We start from the raw sequence: 18,038 nt of genomic DNA on the forward strand, positions 1-18,038 counted from the left end.
ATACTTCTGACAAGAATACTTAAAAAGATAGAACAAAACAGTTGTTTAGGGTAAACGCATAAGCTCTTCTTTGATTACTAAATAATATCATATGATTAAATACTTACTCCCCGTTATTGCCATTGTTGGCGGTGTTACCATTGCCTTTTTCACTAAAAATCAAAAATCTATTGGTACTAAACTTCTATTATCATTTAGTGGAGCCTTTCTATTGGCGTTGGCTCTTTTTGATTTATTACCAGAAGTGTATCATCATTTAGATGCCAAGCAAACCGGTCTTTTTATCATGTGCGGCATCTTGTTACAAGTTGTTTTAGAACTTTTCTCTAAGGGTGTAGAGCATGGCCATGACCATATACCTAAAGAAGGTAAAGCGTTTCAATGGACATTATTTATAAGTCTATGTATACATAGCTTTTTAGAAGGGTTTCCTATTCACCAACACAATGATATGGTGTATGGTGTATTGATTCATAAAATTCCAATTGCAGCTTTAATAACTACATTTCTATTTCAATCCAGCTATAGTAAAATTCAAATCATTGGTTTCCTAGTAGTATTCGCCGCAATGACCCCTTTAGGCACTTACATCTCTAACAATACGGCCCTAGCTACTGAATATATAGACATTGTAAATGCTATAGTGATTGGTATCTTTTTGCATATTGCTACTACCATTCTATTTGAAACTGGTGAAGGTCATACCTTTAATTTATCCAAGCTGATAATGATATGTTTAGGTATTTCAATGGCTCATTTTATCTGATTTTTTCAAAAGGAAAGAAAACATAAGGAGGATTATCTAAAGCGAGATTTTCGATTTTATGTGGAACATGTCTCATCTACTTCTTCAACTCCAGTAAAATCACATTTTCCACGTGCTGGGTCTGTGGGAACATATCAACGGGTTGGATCTTTTTCACCTCATAGACCTGACCCAAGATTTCCAGATCACGCGCTTGAGTTGCTGGATTACAACTTACATAAACCATGCGTTCCGCTTTGAGATCTGCTAACATTTGTGTCACTCTTGGGTGCATACCTGCGCGTGGTGGGTCAGTGATAATTACATCAGGTTTTCCATGCTCATTGATGAATTCATTGCCCAACAAATCCTTCATATCGCCCGCATAAAAATCGGTGTTATCAATGCCATTGAGCTCACTGTTGACTTTAGCATCGGCAATGGCCTCTTCCACATATTCAATGCCGATAACTTTCTTTGCTGATCGCGCCACAAAATTGGCAATAGTTCCCGTTCCAGTGTATAAATCATACACCAACTCCTCCCCCTTGAGTCCGGCAAAATCAGCCGCCACTTTGTATAATTCATGTGCCTGCTCAGAGTTTGTTTGGTAGAAAGACTTAGGACCAATCTTAAACTTCAAGTCGTCCATTTGCTCCATGATGTGATCTTTGCCAGCAAACAATTCCACTTCAAGGTCACCAAAAGAATCGTTTCCTTTTTCATTTACTACAAACATCAGTGAGGTGATTGCCGGGAATTCTTTTTGGATGAAGTTCATGACCAAATCAAGCATTTCCTGATCTCGATAATGGACCTGAAGGATCACCATTACATCGCCCGTCGAAGCTGTGCGAATTACCAGATTTCTTAAAAACCCTTCCTGATTTTTTACATCGTAAAATGAAACATCATGTTTATCCGCAAAGTCTTTCACCTTTAATCGAATCTCATTCGAAGGGTCTGCCTGGAGATGACATTTATTTACATTGATGATTTTATTGTACTGTTTGGGGATATGAAAGCCCAAACCCGTCCTTACATACTCTTCATCAGAGTTGATTTCTTCTCTTGTGAGCCATCTGAAATTGGAAAAAGTGAATTCAAGTTTATTTCGATAGAAACTCGTTTTACTTGATCCCAATATTGGATTTATTTCGGGTAATTTCAGTCCGCTTAGCTTTCGGAGGTTTTCTTCCACATGCCCTTGCTTGTACTTAAGTTGTGCATCGTATTCCATGTGCTGCCATTTACATCCCCCGCACAATCCAAAGTGCTCACAAAATGGTGCGGTTCTTTCGCTAGATCTGGAAAGAATTTCTTCGGCATAAGCCTCCAAAAATTTCTTCTTTTTTCCCACCACTCTGGCTTTCACAATATCACCAGGCACTGTTTCTTTCACAAAAACCACTTTTCCATCTACTCTTCCTACGCCTTTACCTTCTGAGGAAATTCCAGTTATTTCCAGCGAATCAATCGTTGCTCCTTTTTTCATCGCGGCAAAATTACTACTCACTCCTTTGGTTTACAGGGTTTTTAGTACTTTCATTGTTGTAGTATTTAGCCAGATGAAGAAGTTTTTAATCACCTGTTGTCTCATCCTTACCATTGGGATATCCAATGCTTTCCATATTGTGGGGGGTGAAATTGAATTTATCTACGTGAGAGACGGGGTTTATCGCATCAACCTGGTGCAATATTTTGACCAGGCACAAAACCAAAATCCAGGCCCTGATCCTTTTGTTACCGTCTCTATTTTTAGAAATGGAGACAATGTGCTAATGTCATCACATACGCTACAATTAGGACTGCAAGAAATTGTGGAGTACACCAACATTGAGTGTGCAATAGACGAGCTACGTACATTGCGCGTACAGTATACTGCAGAGATTAATTTAAGTCCTGAATTTTATGCGAGCGAAGAGGGCTACTACATTCAATGGGAACGCTGCTGCAGAAATGCTGCAATTGACAATATTGTAAATCCGGCGGGGACAGGCATGAATTACGTGCTGGAAATTCCTCCGCTGATGAAAGATGGAAAGGTATTTGTCAACTCTTCACCTATTCTTTTCAAACCACTGAGCGACTATGCTTGCGTGAATCAACTGTACTATGTTGAATTTACCGGTGTAGATCCAGATGGAGATTCGCTTGTGTATTCGTTAACTACACCTTTGAATAGTTCTTCTGCTGTGGCATTGCCCATACCACAGGCCAAACCACACTTTGGAGTCAATTTTCTCAATGGGTTTTCAGAGGCTAATATGGTTGGAGGGTCATCTCCTCTAAAAATCAGTAACCAAGGATTATTAACCGTCAATCCTGACCAGACCGGATTATTTGTATTCGCTGTTAAAGTAGAAGAATACCGCGATGGTGAAAAAATTGGCGAGGTGCGAAGAGATTTCCAAATATTGGTTGTAGATGGATGTGCTCCGCCCGCTCCTCCGGTGGTAGATATTGCCATCCCCGGCAATCCCACATTCAACCCTGACACAGATGTACTCACCTATACCGCAAGTGACACTGAAAAGTGTTTTGATTTCCTCGTATCCAATGTGACCGTCGGGGAAAACATAACACTGCGTGCAAAGGGCGTTAATTTCAATGAAGAGCTCAATGAAATTTTCACTTTAAACCGAATCCCAGTGGGAGATGGCACGAGTGAACTTCAAATAGAAGTTTGCATTCCCGAATGCCCACCGATTCTTGACGCACCCTTCATCTTAGATCTCATAGCGGCAGATGACGCCTGTCCGCTTCCTCAGCTAGATACACTTAGGCTGACCATCCAGGTGGAGCCGCCTCCGAATGCGAAACCAATCGCCTCCAGCAGTCCCAACACCATTACGCTTGCCGAAGATAGCCCTCCTTATTCGCAGGTGATTAATGGGATAGATGCCGATGGGGATGAACTAGAAATGTCTTTATTCATAGAAGGTATCGAAGACCCGGCATCTGCAGGTTTCGAATTGATTGATGTCAGTGGAGCTCCTGGAAACATCCAAGGCACAGTGGTCTGGAATACAGACTGTGAAACATTTGATTTTTCTGAAATTCAAAACTTCAACATAGGAATCATTGTCAATGACGGAGACATTTGTGATGTCCCGGGAGACACATTATACATCGATGCAACCGTCGTTCTTCCGTCAAACACCAATCCCGTTGTAGCTCTTAGCTCCAACATACCTTCACAAATTGAGTTAGGATCAACCATTGATGTCGATGTTTTGGTCACAGATGCTGATGGAGATGATCTTTCGCTCTCTTTTGTAGCTGGCAATTTTGATGCTGATTTCTATGGTGCATCTTTTTCACCAGCCTCCGGCAGTTCTTCTATAAGTTCTAATTTCAGTTGGAATCTGGCCTGCGATGAAAGCCGTTTTGCAGATGGTCAGGAATTTGAACTTCTTTTTATCGCGGATGATGATGACAAGTGTAAGGTGAAGAATTTCGATACACTTCGGCACGTAATACAAGTAAATTACCCAGTAAACAGCAGCCCTCAGTTTGATGCGATTGATCGAGTACAGTCTTTGAGAGTAAATGAATATGTCGAGCTGGCGGTTGGTGCATTTGATGTTAACCCTGGTGATGAAATCACCATTCAATTTGCTCAAGGCGTTCGACAACCGCCTTCAGCTTCCTTGGATTTTACTCCTGTTACCGGAAGAGGCAGAGTACAGTCAACTTTGAAATGGCAGCCTGAATGCAATTTGCTTCGCTTTGGCGAGACTTCTTCTTTCCAGGATGTGGTCATTCAGGTCTCAGACAATGCATGCCCTGTTGCCAAGGTGGATACAATTAAACTTACGTTCCAGATATTCGATGATGGTGAGCGTCAAAAAGAGTTTTCGCCACCGAATATTTTCACTCCCAATGGAGACGGCAAAAATGACACCTTCAGCCTTTCCGGAAATCCTGATCGAAATCAAAACTTGCCTCCTGATAACTGCGACAACACCTTTGAATTCATTGTCATTTCAAACCGGGCAGGCGCTCCTGTATTTAAATCAGAATCCAGGGATTTCGTTTGGACAGGAGGTCAGTTTCCCAGCGGGATATACTATTATGTCATCAAGTATACTAACACCGAATTTAAGGGGTACGTCCACTTGATGAAGTAGGTTAAAGCTTCAACTGCAACCCGCAGGAAACACCGAGTCTTTTATAGAAGGGATGTCTGAACCCATTACGTATTGGACCATCTAAAAATGAATAGCTCACTCGTGAGTTAAAAAATAGCTTGCCGATTAGTTTTTGATTGGACTCAATAAATGGATCAAGTACATAGATGCTCAAGTCATCTTTTTGATAGGATCGATCCGTAACTGTGTTATCCAAAGTTCTGATGTAGGAATACTTACTGAATTGCGTGTTCCTGACTCGAAAACCGAAACTCAATTTTGTGTCTTCATTTTTTGAATCAAGGTTATAATTAGCTTGAAAACTACGCGTTCGATAGCGTGCATCTATCTCGAAAGTTTCTGCATTAAAAAGGGAGTGATTCACAAAAGAAATATCCCCATTGACTTGACCTTCTCCCGCACTAAGTAGAAATTCAATCGTGGCACCATTTGAAAGCGGTCGATAGTAAATCAAGGAGCCACTATAAAAATACAATTCGTCATGCGACATGTCATCCAACCTCAAATGGCCAGAGTACTCGATCGCTAAGCCAAAATGTTGAACAGGCGACCATGCCATTCCTAACTGAAAATTCTTATCTCGTGCGCGAGCATCCGATCCAACATTGGCATTCAGTAGTACATCCCCTTTTTCTTCTAAACCGGATGATCTTGGGATGTTGTTTACATAGGAAACCGGCACAGCACAAGAGGTGAATGCTATAAGGATGATCAGGGCGGCACTTTTCATTGAGTTAGGGTTCAAACCTTGGTTTACTCTATGGAAATATTGAACCTGCAGACCCCTAAAAATGATCACAATGTTAAGCCGGCCGTTTTTGCGGCCTAAGACCCTTCAGACTAAAATCCTACGCCAACTCTGAAGCCGCTGGCCACAAAATCACTATTTTGGAACGCCCAATAGTAGTCTACCCGCATAAACTTAAAAATATGCTCAATGCCTGCTCCAATCTCCACATAATTACCTACTGTCTCGGTTGTCAGGTAGTTGGCTGAGGCTACAGCTTGAAGGTTCAGCTTTTTTACAAGTGGGATTTTGTTGAAGATGAATTCGTTGAAATGATGTTCATAATGTGCTTCTAAGTACGGCTTAGTTGTACTGAATTGATAAAATGGCAGCAATTCAAATTTGAAAGATTTGCCTACTTGACTCAATGAAGTCTGATTACCGGCAAAGTGTTTGAAATCCACGAATGTGAGTGCATCATCATTCAGAAATGCACCTGCTCCTATTGCATAATTACTTGTTCCTACCAACCCAAGCTTCATGGCATCTGTTACTCTGACTTGAACAAAATCGAAATTCACATCGCTACCCAATCCTTTTATTCCTTTTTTATACGTCAGGAAAATTTCCGGATACTTTGAACTATAGATGAATTTTCGGTCTGGGCGGGTAGCGTAGGTCTGTTTAAACCTGAACCTAAAAGTGGCTTGAAAAATCAATGCCTGATGCGACGGGAAGCCGGTTTCTGCTAACTCCAAACTTGTCGGTTGATTGCTTGTGAAATCTGTACCATCACTGGCATCCCAGGTAAAATCTGTCGTGTTGGTAAGTGTATCTCTGGAGGCATACTCAAGCCTTGTATTCATCAAAATTCCGTTCTTTACTTCTTGTTGAAACCTGACGTATCCGAATGATTTCTGAAAAATCTTCATGTAGTTTTCTCCATTTACTAACGTTACGTAGCTGTTAATGAATGGGGTAATGGCTTCATTTTCATCAAATTGAGATACATATCTACCTCCTCCTGCATAAAATCGAGTGAATTTATTGTCCAGCTTGCGGTAGCTTCCTTCTATTTTCGCATTAAATTTTTCATTGGAAAAACCATAGCGAAGCGAAGGTCGAATCCAATACTTTGTCCGCTCATCTATTTGTTTCCAAAACGTAGGTTGAATCTCTGGCACAAAACCTTCCACAGTATTGAATTGAAAAATACTGATCACTGCTGGCAATGTCCAATACCTTTCTTCCACGCTATTCGAATGGGAATACCCGCTTAAGAATATATTTCCGAGAGTGAGCTTATTTGTTTCATTGTCAACGGAGTCCTTATATGGCACACTCTCCTTTACCAGGCGAATGCTATCCTTCACATGATAGTCAGTTACTTCAATTCCGGTGAGCGGAACAGGACGAATATTTTTCCAGTAGGTAGAATCTCGCTCATTAGAACCCTCTTCTACCACGAGCACTTCAGCGGTAAAATCTTCTTCCTGAAAAAGGTCTGCCTCCTCTTTGGTACCAAATTTAGCTTCGTACAGATTTGCTGTTCTGTATGCTTCATAATTTGGCTCAACGGTGTAATTAGAATACACACCAATGTAATATCCGCTTCCTTTAAAGCCGAACGCTCCAAACCTGAAAGAATATTTCTGAGAAATCGGCATCCAAATATCAAATTCTGCTGGTGCAAAAACCTGATTGATTTTTAATGAATCGATAAACTCTAACCCTCTGGCTTTGGTAACAAGTAAGTCGATGGTATGAAATCGCCATTCGTCTTCAACAATGTAGACGATTCCTTCAAAAACAGGATCCGTCTGTCTTTTGGGGATAACTTTTACTTTATTGATAAGCTTTCCTCCTTCTTCGAAAAAACCTAACCACTCAAAATCATAGAATAAAAATGCCTGAGGTGATATAGGAGAAACATATTCTCTCTCCATATCCAAATCGATGAACTTACTGTAAGCATTAATATTGAAATCGGAGGCTTTATTAAAACTAAACCCCTGCTCATTCCCACTGACCTTGGAACTAATCATTCGCTCAGAAACTTTATCAGGTAGCTCAAAAGAAAATTCTGATACGGACTCTGATAGGTAAAGTATTCCCGTATCAATGGTTATTTTCTGTCCCAGGATCTTATCTGGTCGATCATCCAGTCTGAATAAGCCTTTTAAATATGCATCCGTTTTAAAGGCGCTCACTTCATTTTCATAAAATTTCCTTCGCTTTATTGCCTCACGAATGACTCTATCGGCCGGATCTTCATCGCCTGCAGTTACGACTACTTCCTGCAACCTCAACGCCTGCTCTTGCAGCTCAAAGTCAAATCGTACAGACTGTCCCTCTGCAATCGTAATTTGCTTCTCAAGCACTTTGTATCCTACATACTGAGCAACGATGGTATGCGTTCCTGCCGGTGTTTTTAGAAAAAAGGATCCTTCACTGTTGGAAGTGGTTCCGTTGGTCGTCCCCTTAATGTAAACTGTTGAGAACGGGAGTATTTCGCCTGAGGTACTTTTCGTGATTCCTCGGATTCCAGTTTGACTGAACGCTGAAAAAAATATCAGGAAGTTGAGTGTGAAGGTGATTATTCTCATTAGTAAACGATAGGTTTTAAGGTTAATGCTTGAACGAATGATTAGGTTGCATGCATTCATTTTTTATCAAAAGTTTTTTAATGTGAACTATCTTGGCAAAGATTATACCACAGGGTTCAAATGAGTATACAAAAAGTCGCAATAATAACAGGGGGTTCATCCGGAATAGGCAAATCTTTGGTACTAAAATACGCCAATGAGGGGTATGCTGTAGTCTTTACCGGGCGAAATGAAAATCGCATGGCTCAAGTGGTGTCAGAGCTTGGTGAACGGCCTCATTTATCACTAGAGCTCAACGCTGGTGACAAGGATGACAATAAAAAAATGGTTGACGAGACCATCAAAAAATTCGGCCGTATCGATGTTCTGGTCTGCAATGCCGGAATATCTATGCGGGCTTTGTTCGAAGAAGTGGAACTTGACGTATTCAAACAATTGATGGACATCAATTTCTATGGCGCCATTTATGCCACCAAGTTTGCACTGCCTCACCTACTCGAATCAAAAGGAACAATCATTGCGATTTCTTCAATAAATGGATGGAGATCTACGCCCGCTCGTACAGCCTATTCTTCTTCAAAATTTGCCATGCAAGGTTTTTTTGAGGCTTTGCGCACAGAGGTCATGACGCGAGATGTCAATGTGCTGGTGGTTTGTCCAGGATTCACCAGTTCCAATATCAGAAATGCGGCACTTAATGCCGATGGGCAGGCACAAGGTGAATCGCCAAGAGATGAGAAAAAAATGATGACCCCAGATGAGGTTGCTCAGCGCACCTACACTGCGGCCAAGAAAAAGAAACGTGACCTAATTCTCACCTTCGAGGGTAAAATGGCGGTCATGCTCAACAAGATTATTCCTTCCCGATTAGATAAGATGATCTATAAAATGATGAAGAAGGAGCCTGACAATCCGCTTAAATAACCCGCAAATTTCCGTTTCGGATGTAAACTTCGCGTCCATCCCACACAATCAACGTCCAGATTTCATTTTGAGAAAGGATTTTCACTTTATGCCCTTTGTTCAAAAAATCAATAGGCTCTGCACCGGCCGAAGGGCCAGACCTGAGAAGAGCATCGTTTACAGAAACAATGCCCATGGAGGAAGTTTTGAAATTGATTACTCCAAAAAGGCATGCAATTACAACCATTTGTATGATACTGGCCGCTATGGGTTTCTCGCCTTTTGATGATTTTTTAAAAGTATAGGCAAGGAGCATAAGCATTATGCTCCCTAACAAAAACGTAATATGCGTCTGATATTTACTAAGGAGAGCTCCGAAGTAATCTATGTCATCGTACCGATATCCATCCAAATCATTTGACTGGGCCAATTCTTCAATTTTACCAATGACAGTTCTGTCTGCTGAACTTTGATAATACTTATTCAGGTAAAACAGCGCATCAGCATAATTGCCAAGTCCATCCTGAATAAAGGCCATCTTTAGTAACATGGCTGAAGAAGCCTTACCATCGTCAAACAAAAGAGTATATTCTTCAAATGCTTCTGTATATTTCTGATTGGCAAACAATGAATCTCCCTTCTCAAGGTGTCCATTTTGAGCCATTAGCATGCTAAAAAAGCAGCTGAATAAAATTCCTAGAAATAATCTCACCTTTATTCTGTCAATCATGTGGTAAAATTGATTAAGATTTCTATTTTTGCCTCCGCAATTTAAGACAGAGGTCTTGAATTGCACTTCTTTTTATACGAAAGGAAAATTTAAATGACTGGCTAGCTCAGTTGGTAGAGCAACGCCCTTTTAAGGCGTGGGTCCTGGGTTCGAGCCCCAGGCCAGTCACTTTCAAGCCACAGTAAAAATTGTGGCTTTTTTATTGGATCAAATTCAGGCGAGAAACTTACCCCCAACTTGACTGAGAAAATCCTAAAGTCTCATTCAAAAAATTTTCAAAACCTAGGCATGAGGCTTTCTATATAGTACTCCTACTGAATGCTTGTTGATTTGAACAATACTCTTTAGAAAGGAGAGAACGTTATCAGTAGAGGATAGTGTCTATTGTTTTAGCGCATTCAGGCATTTATGAATGGCATTGACCAATTGATCTGAATTTCTCAATGGCTTTTGGATAAAAGCTACATACTCAACCTCATAATTCTCCATGACTTCTTCCGGGTGACTGGAAATCATGACTGTTTTTGGCTTGTGATCGCTTAGTTCCAAAACTTCGGGTCCTTCCAGACCTGAGATGTTTATATCTAACAATAAAACGTCGGGCTTGTCAAGGTCAATACGTTTAGCAGCGTCCAGGGTATTGTCGCATGTTCCTAAAAGCTCTACTTCTGCAACTTTACTCACTACAACTTTCAGAATTTCTACGAAAGCAGGATCATCTTCAATGATTAAACAGCTAAACTTTTTACTACTCAAATTGTCAGGTTTTTTTTGATGTAATAGGAGAGTTAAAAATAGGGCTTTTTATGTCATGAAAAAATTCCATAGAAACTTAAAAACAGTTTTATCAAAATGAGACATTCATTTACAGGAGTCTGGCAATCCAGATAATTGTCATTCAATCTCAACCAGTGATTTTGAAATATTAAGCATAAAAAAACCTCTCATAGTAGAGAGGTTTTTTGTACCTGAGGCCGGAATCGAACCGGCACTCCTTGCGGAACACGAGTTTGAGTCGTGCGCGTCTACCAGTTCCGCCACTCAGGCAGTCGTTTTAGCAAACGGTGGGCAAAAGTATCCAAACAATTATAAGATTCCAATACGCATTCAGTTGTTTCAGGATTTAAAAGGCATAAAAAAAGCCTTCGGTCACGGAGGCTTTAATAATCTAATGATCGGAAATTATTTCACCGGATAATAAACCTCCGTCACCCACTTAGTTGTATCCATTTCTTTGCTCGGATCTGAAACATATATCTCCCATGGATATCCTGTGATCTCATACCCATAGTAAGAAGCATACTCACTGATTTGATTGTGAGTCTCTTCAAGTAGTGCATAGTCTCCAAAATGTATCGCTCTCACAGCAGTCCCCTCAGGAGATTTCATCACACGTACTTCGCCATTTTCAATGTTTGATTCATCCGCCACCGGAATACCGCAAATCATGGAAATACTTGTTTCATCATAACTGGTGGTAACAGCGAGTGGGTAGCCCTCATCCATAGATACGTCATTCTGAGTCATTGCAAGCATAACAGCTCCATAGGCAGCACTCATCTTTTCAGACATATCTTCTACACTGTTGGCTGCAGTGATCTCAATGCCTGCAAAGGTTATTGCCTCCGCTTCTTCAACCGAAATCATGGCCGTTAAATTGGGTCTTGATTCTACTCTGGACTTGAGCTTCTCAAGTGTACGCTCGTACATGGGGGATAACATACCTTCGGTGCCCAAAGCAAACAATTTCCATATACCAGAAATATTTTCTTGATCGTATGTGTAGGTAACGTTTGTTTTTCCATCCACCTCATCCAAAAGCCAAGAAGCGGTTGGCTCTCCCGGAAATCCTTCGAAGCTCATTTTCGACTTCACTTTCATGTTTCTATCCACTTCAATTATTTCTATTGTCCCTTTTCCGAGATCAGGATTTTCGCTATCCCAACTATAGCTGGCTCCAACCCCTGTTGCAGGGCCATTGAAGATGATTTCAGCGGTTGTATCTATCTCAGACCAGGCTGAAAACTTATCAAAGCTTCTAAAGCCTTGAATTTCCGCAAAAACCATATCTGCTGGGGCATCAATTGTAGCCTGCCGCTCCATGTGGACTTCTGTAGGTCCAAATACGATCGCTCCGGCACCTAGAAGAATGATCACCAAAATGATGATTCCAATGATTTTAAGAATTTTCATAATAGTTGTTGATTTTTGTGATTCAATAAAGTTAAGGGATTGATTAAGATAAATAATAAGTATGCCGGATTCTGGCCTAGGCTATTGGCCCATAACATTGATCTGCTACCGATATTGATGCTGTACTATCTCGCATCTTTTATCATTCCCAAATCTGATTATGACTATGTATTCATTATCGGTATTTACTTCTTGTACCACATTCTATTTGAGGTGAGCCCTATGCAGGGTACCCCTGGTAAAAAATGGACAAAAATAAAGGTGACCAATAGTGAAGAAGATCGGATAACGCTAATACAAGCTATTGTTCGAAACGTGACGAAAGTATTTTCACTTCTCCTGCTATTTGGGGGTTTTGTGGCTATTCTTTTCAATTCGAAGAGAAGAGCGCTACATGACTATATAGGTGGTACTTTGGTATTATTTGATGAAGATTAGCTTAATTTCGATTTTTAGAAAGATTACCTTTGAATAATCTTTTATATTTCCGTAAAATTTTAACTGGTTAGGACGACATGGATAACAACAATTCACTAATGAACCGATTTGAAAGCTTTTTCGAAGGTTTTATATTTTGGAGTAGGTGGGTACAAGCTCCTCTTTACACAGGTCTGATCGTCGCTTCATTCCTTTATCTATATAAGTTTTTTCAGGAACTTCTATATATGGTGAAGTACATAAGCATTTGGGATGAGACAGAAGTGATGATTAAGGTGCTAGGTCTCGTAGATGTTTCCATGGTAATGAACCTTGTGGTTATGGTGACTATTGGTGGATATTCCATTTTCACCAGTAGAATTGATGTTGACATGCACGATGATAAGCCATTGTGGCTCGAGGGTCTCGATGCAGGACAGCTAAAAATCAAACTAGCTACCTCCCTTGCTTCAATCTCTGGGGTTTACCTGCTTAAAACATTCATGAACTACAGAAACGAGGTTCAAAAAACAAGTACTGAAGGTGTGATCATTGAAATTGTCATCCACATGGTATTTATCGTTTCAGCTCTATTACTCTCTCAGACAGAGAAAATCACACATAGTTATCATCACACAAGTCACGCCAGTGATGAAGATGAAGATGCCAACAATGAGCACTAACTAGCAAAGACATTAAAATTAAAAGCCGAAGGATCATCTTTCGGCTTTTTTATTGCAAGGCGATCAACTCTTGTTCTGAAATATTAATTGTGAATTGGTCTGGAAAAACTATTTTTGCAGCTCACCTCGCATGTGGTGTTTTCCATTAATAGGTAAGCTTCAAATGCAATTAGCCCAGGTGCTGAAACTGGTAGACAGGCATGGTTGAGGGCCATGTGTTCGTATGGACGTGCGGGTTCGACTCCCGCTCTGGGCACTCCTAAAATATTCTCAACATCAAACTTCTTGTGGTGGCTTAAGACGCTACTTACTATTCATACCTACTTCTTTGCTAAGAGGTATCTAATATCATCCATCATTCGCCTCATCTCGAGCTTTAAGGTACCGTTGTAAATTCCCCTTATCCTTCTTTTCTGATCGATTAGCACCATGTTTTCCGTGTGCAGAAAATCATCCAGATTGGTAACTCCTTTTCCAAAACCTTCGTCTACAAAATAAGCCAACCTCCCCATCCTATATAGATCCTCTTGCTTTCCTGTAACTAAATGCCACTGATCGGAATTGATGTCATTTTGTAGCGCATACTCTTTCAGTCGCTCTACACTGTCAGCCCATGGCATGACGGTATGAGATAAAATTTTGACTTGATCATTGTCTTTAAATTCGTCCTGCACCAAAGAGAGGTTCGCTTCCATTTTTGGACAAACTGTAGGACATAGCGTAAAGAAAAAGTTTGCTACATACACCTTTCCATCAAAAGTTTCATTGGTAATTGCTTGCCCATCTTGATCGACAAACTGAAAATCCGCAATGGTATGGATCTTCTCATAGTTTTCATTATCCTCTTCGATCCATTCAGCAGTAAATGTTTCCTCATTATAAAAGGGCAGTTCAATTTTTTCAGTTTGTTTCTCCGATTTACAACCGATCAAAAGAGCGACGAATAGCGTCCAAAATATTTTTTTCATGATTCCTTTCCTTTATACGGATCAACAGTTTGCGTGACCCCATCCAACTTTGTGCACCGTTTGATTCCTTGCAATCCATACATACGTCCATTTTCTCTTACGATGTAGTTTGATCTTAGCTTTCCATCTGGCCTCCAAGCCTGCTGCTTCCCAAATTCTTTCCCATTGGCATAGTTCATATCAGCAGATTTTTGACCATCCTTATACCAGGTCAAGTGATTGCCCTCACTGAAACCGTATTCGAAGTAATACTTAAATTTTTTATTGCCATCGGGATAATACCCAAGATGCACTCCATGTTTTTCTCCAGCTAAATAAGGTCTCTCATACTTAACCAATCCATTTGGATAGTACGCGGTTGTAATGCCCTGTTGTTTACCATTCACATAGCCCTTTTTCAAACTGATGGAGTCATTGCGATGCCTTGAAATAATGTATCCGGAAAATAGACTTTCATTCAAGTAGACATCCCCATTCGGCTTTACGGAGATTTCCTCAGCTCTTGATTCAAGATAGACCTCAGGAACTTCAACTGTCTGCTGATGATCTTGGCTAGACATCTGAGCCACATCACAGCTGAAAACAGTCAGACACACCAGCAATATGATTTGAATTTTTTTCATGATTGAAAAGTCAGCTCCTTTTGGAGCTGACTTTAAATGATACTTTTTATTGTGTTAGCGTACCTGCTTCGCCATAGAATCCATCGCCGTTAATCCACGGAAGATCCGCAGTAATGTGGTAATGGTAAATTCCGTCAGGAAACTCTGCTGTAGCAGAAGTATGCCCATGATAATCGTCTAAATCATCATTTGTTAACGTTTGACCATTTTCCACGGGCCCGTATACGGGAAATCCGTCCAACAGCAATCCCATGAAGGCATCTGATCCTTGAGTCTCTGTCAGCCATACAGGTTCAATGTGGTAATGGTAAGCATCTCCGGCAGGGTGACCTTCATACTGATCGAAGGTATTAAGCTCCTCCAATATATCATCGCCAGGAGCTGCCTCTTGATTAAAGAAGACAACGCTATTAATTGATACACCCATTGGTCCCATTGGAGTAGATTCCTTATTGGCAGCTTCTGTTGGGTATCTGGGTATTTTAAACACGTAGCTTTGAGCGCCTATCTCCCCAGGATTCTTTTTGAAATCCGGGTTGTTGGGTTCCTCATACGCTTCGTATAATTGATTGTCTATTGAATAATACATGCTTTTGTGGTCAGGTAAATCTGACGAGGTAATGGTTACCCATGTATCATCAAAAGTGAAAGTAACAGCGTTAGTGTTATAAAACTTAGACGCTAATACGCTAATGTCCACCTTATCTGAGCCGGTCGAGCCGTCATCCATTTCGGTGGTGTCGTCATCACCACAAGCTGTAAATGCCATCATGCAAATTCCTAGCATGGTTAATTTCCAAATTGATTTCATCATTGTTTTTTTTAATTACCCCTATGACGAGGTATTTCAAAAAAACCCTACGATGATCAACCTATTTTTTAACCCATAGTAAATCTGCAAACCATCTTTCGGTATCATGAAATGCATCTATCGAAGAAAAACCTGATTTATCAGCTAGCTCAGCTAGCTGCACTTCATCGTACTTCTTTGATATTTCCATAAAAATGGCTTCCCATGCCCTGAAATGAATATTCTCTCCACCAACTACTACGTCTTGCTCAGACGTACTTATTAAGTAACTTCTACATTCACCGGTATGTGGATTGTAGTAGGGATAGTGCTGAAATTCTTCTCTGTCAAAGTCCGCTCCCAGCTCAGCATTAATGCGATCAAGCAAGTTGATATTAAACTCTCGTGTAACGCCCTGCGAATCGTTATAAGCATTTAAAATGATTGCCGGATCTTTCTTTAGGTCTACGCCCATGAATAGGAGATCTCCGGGTTTTAGAAAATTCTGGAGCTTGGTCAAAAACCCTTCAGCTTCCCCCTGAGAAAAATTACCTATTGTAGAACCCAGAAAGAACACTATGTCTTTTTCAGGGCTTTCAGATATCTCAGCAAGTGCATCAAAATAATCACCTACGTAAGACTCAATTCTCAGCCCAGGCATTTCAGCTTGCAGATTCTGTTCCAGAATCTCAAGCACATTGCCTGAGATATCCACTGGTGTATAGGTGAATTCTACGCCTTTCTCCAAAAAATACTTGAGCAGTACTGTTGTTTTCAGTCCATCTCCTGCTCCCAATTCAATTATTCTAAATGCTTCTCCGTCATCGATCGCATGCAGTATTGCATCTTTATGCGTATTGAAAATTTCAAGTTCTTTTCTCGTCAGGTAGTACTCATCCAAATGCATGATCTGCTGGAAAAGCTCATCTCCTCGCGCATCATAAAAGTATTTAGACGACAGAAATTTATTTCTGGCTTTTAGTCCATTCAAGATATCTTCTTCGAAAATCGTGGTTGCTTCTGCTTGTGTCATCAAATTTTAAATATGCTTTGCCAGACGAATTCCCGAAAACATCCATCTTAAATGTGGGTGAAAAAAATTGCGATAGGTCGTACGTATATGATTTCGAGGAGTTGCAAATGAGCCCCCTCTTAAGACCATCTGGTTCACCATAAACTTTCCGTTGTATTCTCCCAACGCTCCTGCTGGAGGATTATAATAGGGATACGAAACGTAAGGGCTTGAAGTCCATTCCCATACGTTTCCTAAAAAATCGTAATCTTCTGTCCGCACCGTCCTGAAATTTCTTTCTTCCACAAAATTCATCTCTTTAGATCGCGGGGATGAAAAAGTGTTACAAGCTATTTCCCATTCTTGTTCTGTGGGCAATCGGCACCCTTTCCATCTGGCGAAAGCCTCAGCCTCATAATAAGAAATGTGACACAAAGGATCATTCATGTTCACTTTTTCAAAACCATGAAGGGTATAATTCCACCAATCACCTCCATCTGCTTGACTCCAATAGCGAGGTGCATTGATATTGTTTTCATTGACCCAATCCCACGCTTCGGCAAGCCATAGCATATGATTGGCATATCCCCCATCTCTCATGAATTCAAGGTATTCTCCATTTGTAACTAACCCGGAAGCTATTTGATATGCATGTAAGAAAACCTTATGTCTCCCCTCTTCATTATCAAAATGAAATCCTTCCCCCTCAAATCCCACATCGTAGGTGCCCTCCTGAACCTCTAACCATTCTGTTTGAATGACTTTATTTTCAGAGGCCTTGCCGTCTTTACGGTAGACCGGATGCAAAGGATTATCACCAAGTATGCGTTTGATATCGTAGAGAAACAGCTCTTGATGCTGTTGTTCATGATTCAGTCCAAGCACAACCACATTTTCAACCTCATCTGACACATCCTGCTGTAGAAATGCTTCCATTTGTTGATTTACGTAGCTGCGATACTCGAATACCTCCTTCACTGTAGGTCGTGTAAGCTGGCCTCTATTTTCTCTGGTCCACCGGTCACCAGCTGAGATGTAATAGCTATTGAAAAGCAAAGGATATTTTGGATTGAACTCTTTATAATTATCCACATTGGGCTTGAGCACAAATGTTTCAAAAAACCAGGTGGTATGTCCCAAGTGCCATTTTAGCGGACTCACATCCACTACAGGCTGTACTACAAAATCTTCGATTTCCAAAGGATCGCAAAGAAATTGGGTTTGCGCCCTAACACTCCTATAATTTTCCAGTAGACTAACCTGTGTAATTGCCGATTCCAAAACGAATGTTGGTTTTTTTCCAATTTATAAATCTTGACGACAGAATCCACAAAAAATGGACGTTTAATTGAAAAAATAAACCCCATCCGCCAGCTGGCGGACAGGGCTCTCAACTAACCAAAAAGACTAGAACAATTGCTGTCCTAAGCTATGTTATTAGCTAAATCAAAATCCCTGCCAGTTAGTTATACGTATTGTTAAAAGAT

General features: G+C 40.6%; 16 protein-coding genes and 3 tRNA genes. 7 read left to right on the forward strand and 12 right to left on the reverse strand.

Annotated features, from left to right (window positions below; translation table 11 throughout):
- Positions 1 to 91: 91 nt before the first annotated feature.
- Complete coding sequence (locus tag ABJF57_RS00890; protein WP_462235390.1) at positions 92 to 766, forward strand: ZIP family metal transporter; 675 nt, start codon at positions 92 to 94, stop codon at positions 764 to 766.
- Positions 767 to 842: 76 nt separating this feature from the next.
- Here ABJF57_RS00890 and rlmD read toward each other — a convergent pair whose 3' ends face one another.
- Entirely contained in the window at positions 843 to 2,240 is a 1,398-nt protein-coding gene (rlmD, locus tag ABJF57_RS00895) for a 23S rRNA (uracil(1939)-C(5))-methyltransferase RlmD (RefSeq protein ID WP_462235388.1), read from the reverse strand.
- A gap of 73 nt (positions 2,241 to 2,313) precedes the next feature.
- Between rlmD and ABJF57_RS00900 the strand changes: the two genes are divergently transcribed.
- The gene (locus tag ABJF57_RS00900; RefSeq protein WP_462235386.1) at positions 2,314 to 4,878 is read left to right on the forward strand and encodes a T9SS type B sorting domain-containing protein; all 2,565 of its coding nucleotides are present in this window, start codon (positions 2,314 to 2,316) and stop codon (positions 4,876 to 4,878) included.
- 1 nt (position 4,879) lies between these two features.
- On the opposite strand, the gene ABJF57_RS00905 is transcribed toward ABJF57_RS00900, so the two are convergent.
- The gene (locus ABJF57_RS00905) at positions 4,880 to 5,629 is read right to left on the reverse strand and encodes a hypothetical protein (RefSeq protein ID WP_462235384.1); all 750 of its coding nucleotides are present in this window, start codon (positions 5,627 to 5,629) and stop codon (positions 4,880 to 4,882) included.
- A 110-nt stretch (positions 5,630 to 5,739) separates the two neighbouring features.
- Positions 5,740 to 8,232, reverse strand: a complete 2,493-nt coding sequence (locus ABJF57_RS00910) for a DUF5686 and carboxypeptidase regulatory-like domain-containing protein (RefSeq protein ID WP_462235383.1) — start codon at positions 8,230 to 8,232, stop codon at positions 5,740 to 5,742.
- A gap of 120 nt (positions 8,233 to 8,352) precedes the next feature.
- Here ABJF57_RS00910 and ABJF57_RS00915 point away from each other — a divergent pair, with 120 nt between their 5' ends.
- Entirely contained in the window at positions 8,353 to 9,156 is an 804-nt protein-coding gene (locus ABJF57_RS00915) for an SDR family oxidoreductase (RefSeq protein ID WP_462235381.1), read from the forward strand.
- On the opposite strand, the gene ABJF57_RS00920 is transcribed toward ABJF57_RS00915, so the two are convergent.
- Complete coding sequence (locus ABJF57_RS00920) at positions 9,149 to 9,865, reverse strand: SH3 domain-containing protein (protein WP_462235379.1); 717 nt, start codon at positions 9,863 to 9,865, stop codon at positions 9,149 to 9,151. The two genes, ABJF57_RS00915 and ABJF57_RS00920, sit on opposite strands and share 8 nt — an antisense overlap.
- Before the next feature lie 95 nt (positions 9,866 to 9,960).
- On the opposite strand from ABJF57_RS00920, the gene ABJF57_RS00925 reads away from it, so the two are divergent.
- Positions 9,961 to 10,033, forward strand: a tRNA-Lys gene (locus tag ABJF57_RS00925).
- 213 nt (positions 10,034 to 10,246) lie between these two features.
- Here ABJF57_RS00925 and ABJF57_RS00930 read toward each other — a convergent pair.
- The 3 genes from ABJF57_RS00930 to ABJF57_RS00940 form a co-directional block, all read right to left on the reverse strand.
- Positions 10,247 to 10,621, reverse strand: coding sequence for a LytR/AlgR family response regulator transcription factor (locus tag ABJF57_RS00930; protein ID WP_462235378.1), 375 nt, complete (start codon positions 10,619 to 10,621; stop codon positions 10,247 to 10,249).
- Between the two features lie 209 nt (positions 10,622 to 10,830).
- Positions 10,831 to 10,912, reverse strand: a tRNA-Leu gene (locus tag ABJF57_RS00935).
- A gap of 135 nt (positions 10,913 to 11,047) precedes the next feature.
- Positions 11,048 to 12,058, reverse strand: a complete 1,011-nt coding sequence (locus ABJF57_RS00940) for an SRPBCC family protein (protein ID WP_462235376.1) — start codon at positions 12,056 to 12,058, stop codon at positions 11,048 to 11,050.
- A gap of 39 nt (positions 12,059 to 12,097) precedes the next feature.
- Here ABJF57_RS00940 and ABJF57_RS00945 point away from each other — a divergent pair, with 39 nt between their 5' ends.
- From ABJF57_RS00945 to ABJF57_RS00955, 3 genes are all read left to right on the forward strand, one after another.
- Complete coding sequence (locus tag ABJF57_RS00945; protein ID WP_462235374.1) at positions 12,098 to 12,496, forward strand: RDD family protein; 399 nt, start codon at positions 12,098 to 12,100, stop codon at positions 12,494 to 12,496.
- 98 nt (positions 12,497 to 12,594) lie between these two features.
- Positions 12,595 to 13,158 (forward strand): TIGR00645 family protein, encoded by a 564-nt coding sequence (locus ABJF57_RS00950; RefSeq protein WP_462235372.1) that lies wholly within the window; start codon positions 12,595 to 12,597, stop codon positions 13,156 to 13,158.
- A 172-nt stretch (positions 13,159 to 13,330) separates the two neighbouring features.
- Positions 13,331 to 13,414 (forward strand) — tRNA-Leu (locus ABJF57_RS00955).
- Positions 13,415 to 13,478: 64 nt separating this feature from the next.
- Here the strand turns inward: ABJF57_RS00955 and ABJF57_RS00960 are convergent.
- The 5 genes from ABJF57_RS00960 to egtB are packed head-to-tail and all read right to left on the reverse strand — an operon-like array spanning position 13,479 to position 17,832.
- Entirely contained in the window at positions 13,479 to 14,126 is a 648-nt protein-coding gene (locus tag ABJF57_RS00960; RefSeq protein WP_462235370.1) for an SCO family protein, read from the reverse strand.
- The gene (locus ABJF57_RS00965; RefSeq protein WP_462235368.1) at positions 14,123 to 14,749 is read right to left on the reverse strand and encodes a toxin-antitoxin system YwqK family antitoxin; all 627 of its coding nucleotides are present in this window, start codon (positions 14,747 to 14,749) and stop codon (positions 14,123 to 14,125) included. The genes ABJF57_RS00960 and ABJF57_RS00965 overlap by 4 nt, the downstream gene beginning before the upstream one ends.
- Before the next feature lie 46 nt (positions 14,750 to 14,795).
- Complete coding sequence (locus ABJF57_RS00970; protein ID WP_462235366.1) at positions 14,796 to 15,563, reverse strand: YHYH protein; 768 nt, start codon at positions 15,561 to 15,563, stop codon at positions 14,796 to 14,798.
- Between the two features lie 58 nt (positions 15,564 to 15,621).
- Positions 15,622 to 16,572 carry an L-histidine N(alpha)-methyltransferase gene (gene egtD / locus ABJF57_RS00975; RefSeq protein ID WP_462235364.1) on the reverse strand — a complete coding sequence of 317 codons (951 nt, stop codon included), beginning with the start codon at positions 16,570 to 16,572 and terminating at the stop codon, positions 15,622 to 15,624.
- A 6-nt stretch (positions 16,573 to 16,578) separates the two neighbouring features.
- The gene (gene egtB / locus ABJF57_RS00980; protein ID WP_462235362.1) at positions 16,579 to 17,832 is read right to left on the reverse strand and encodes an ergothioneine biosynthesis protein EgtB; all 1,254 of its coding nucleotides are present in this window, start codon (positions 17,830 to 17,832) and stop codon (positions 16,579 to 16,581) included.
- Positions 17,833 to 18,038: the final 206 nt, after the last annotated feature.

Origin of the sequence: Ekhidna sp. (assembly GCF_039940915.1) — a bacterium.
GTDB lineage: Bacteria > Bacteroidota > Bacteroidia > Cytophagales > Cyclobacteriaceae > Ekhidna.

What these genes read in the sequence shown, in the direction of transcription:
- ABJF57_RS00890 (WP_462235390.1), top strand. Translation starts at nt 92, where the DNA reads ATGATTAAATACTTACTCCCCGTTATTGCCATTGTTGGCGGTGTTACC.
- rlmD (WP_462235388.1), bottom strand. Translation starts at nt 2,240, where the DNA reads ATGAAAAAAGGAGCAACGATTGATTCGCTGGAAATAACTGGAATTTCC.
- ABJF57_RS00900 (WP_462235386.1), top strand. Translation starts at nt 2,314, where the DNA reads ATGAAGAAGTTTTTAATCACCTGTTGTCTCATCCTTACCATTGGGATA.
- ABJF57_RS00905 (WP_462235384.1), bottom strand. Translation starts at nt 5,629, where the DNA reads ATGAAAAGTGCCGCCCTGATCATCCTTATAGCATTCACCTCTTGTGCT.
- ABJF57_RS00910 (WP_462235383.1), bottom strand. Translation starts at nt 8,232, where the DNA reads ATGAGAATAATCACCTTCACACTCAACTTCCTGATATTTTTTTCAGCG.
- ABJF57_RS00915 (WP_462235381.1), top strand. Translation starts at nt 8,353, where the DNA reads ATGAGTATACAAAAAGTCGCAATAATAACAGGGGGTTCATCCGGAATA.
- ABJF57_RS00920 (WP_462235379.1), bottom strand. Translation starts at nt 9,865, where the DNA reads ATGATTGACAGAATAAAGGTGAGATTATTTCTAGGAATTTTATTCAGC.
- ABJF57_RS00940 (WP_462235376.1), bottom strand. Translation starts at nt 12,058, where the DNA reads ATGAAAATTCTTAAAATCATTGGAATCATCATTTTGGTGATCATTCTT.
- ABJF57_RS00950 (WP_462235372.1), top strand. Translation starts at nt 12,595, where the DNA reads ATGAACCGATTTGAAAGCTTTTTCGAAGGTTTTATATTTTGGAGTAGG.
- ABJF57_RS00960 (WP_462235370.1), bottom strand. Translation starts at nt 14,126, where the DNA reads ATGAAAAAAATATTTTGGACGCTATTCGTCGCTCTTTTGATCGGTTGT.
- ABJF57_RS00965 (WP_462235368.1), bottom strand. Translation starts at nt 14,749, where the DNA reads ATGAAAAAAATTCAAATCATATTGCTGGTGTGTCTGACTGTTTTCAGC.
- ABJF57_RS00970 (WP_462235366.1), bottom strand. Translation starts at nt 15,563, where the DNA reads ATGATGAAATCAATTTGGAAATTAACCATGCTAGGAATTTGCATGATG.
- egtD (WP_462235364.1), bottom strand. Translation starts at nt 16,572, where the DNA reads ATGACACAAGCAGAAGCAACCACGATTTTCGAAGAAGATATCTTGAAT.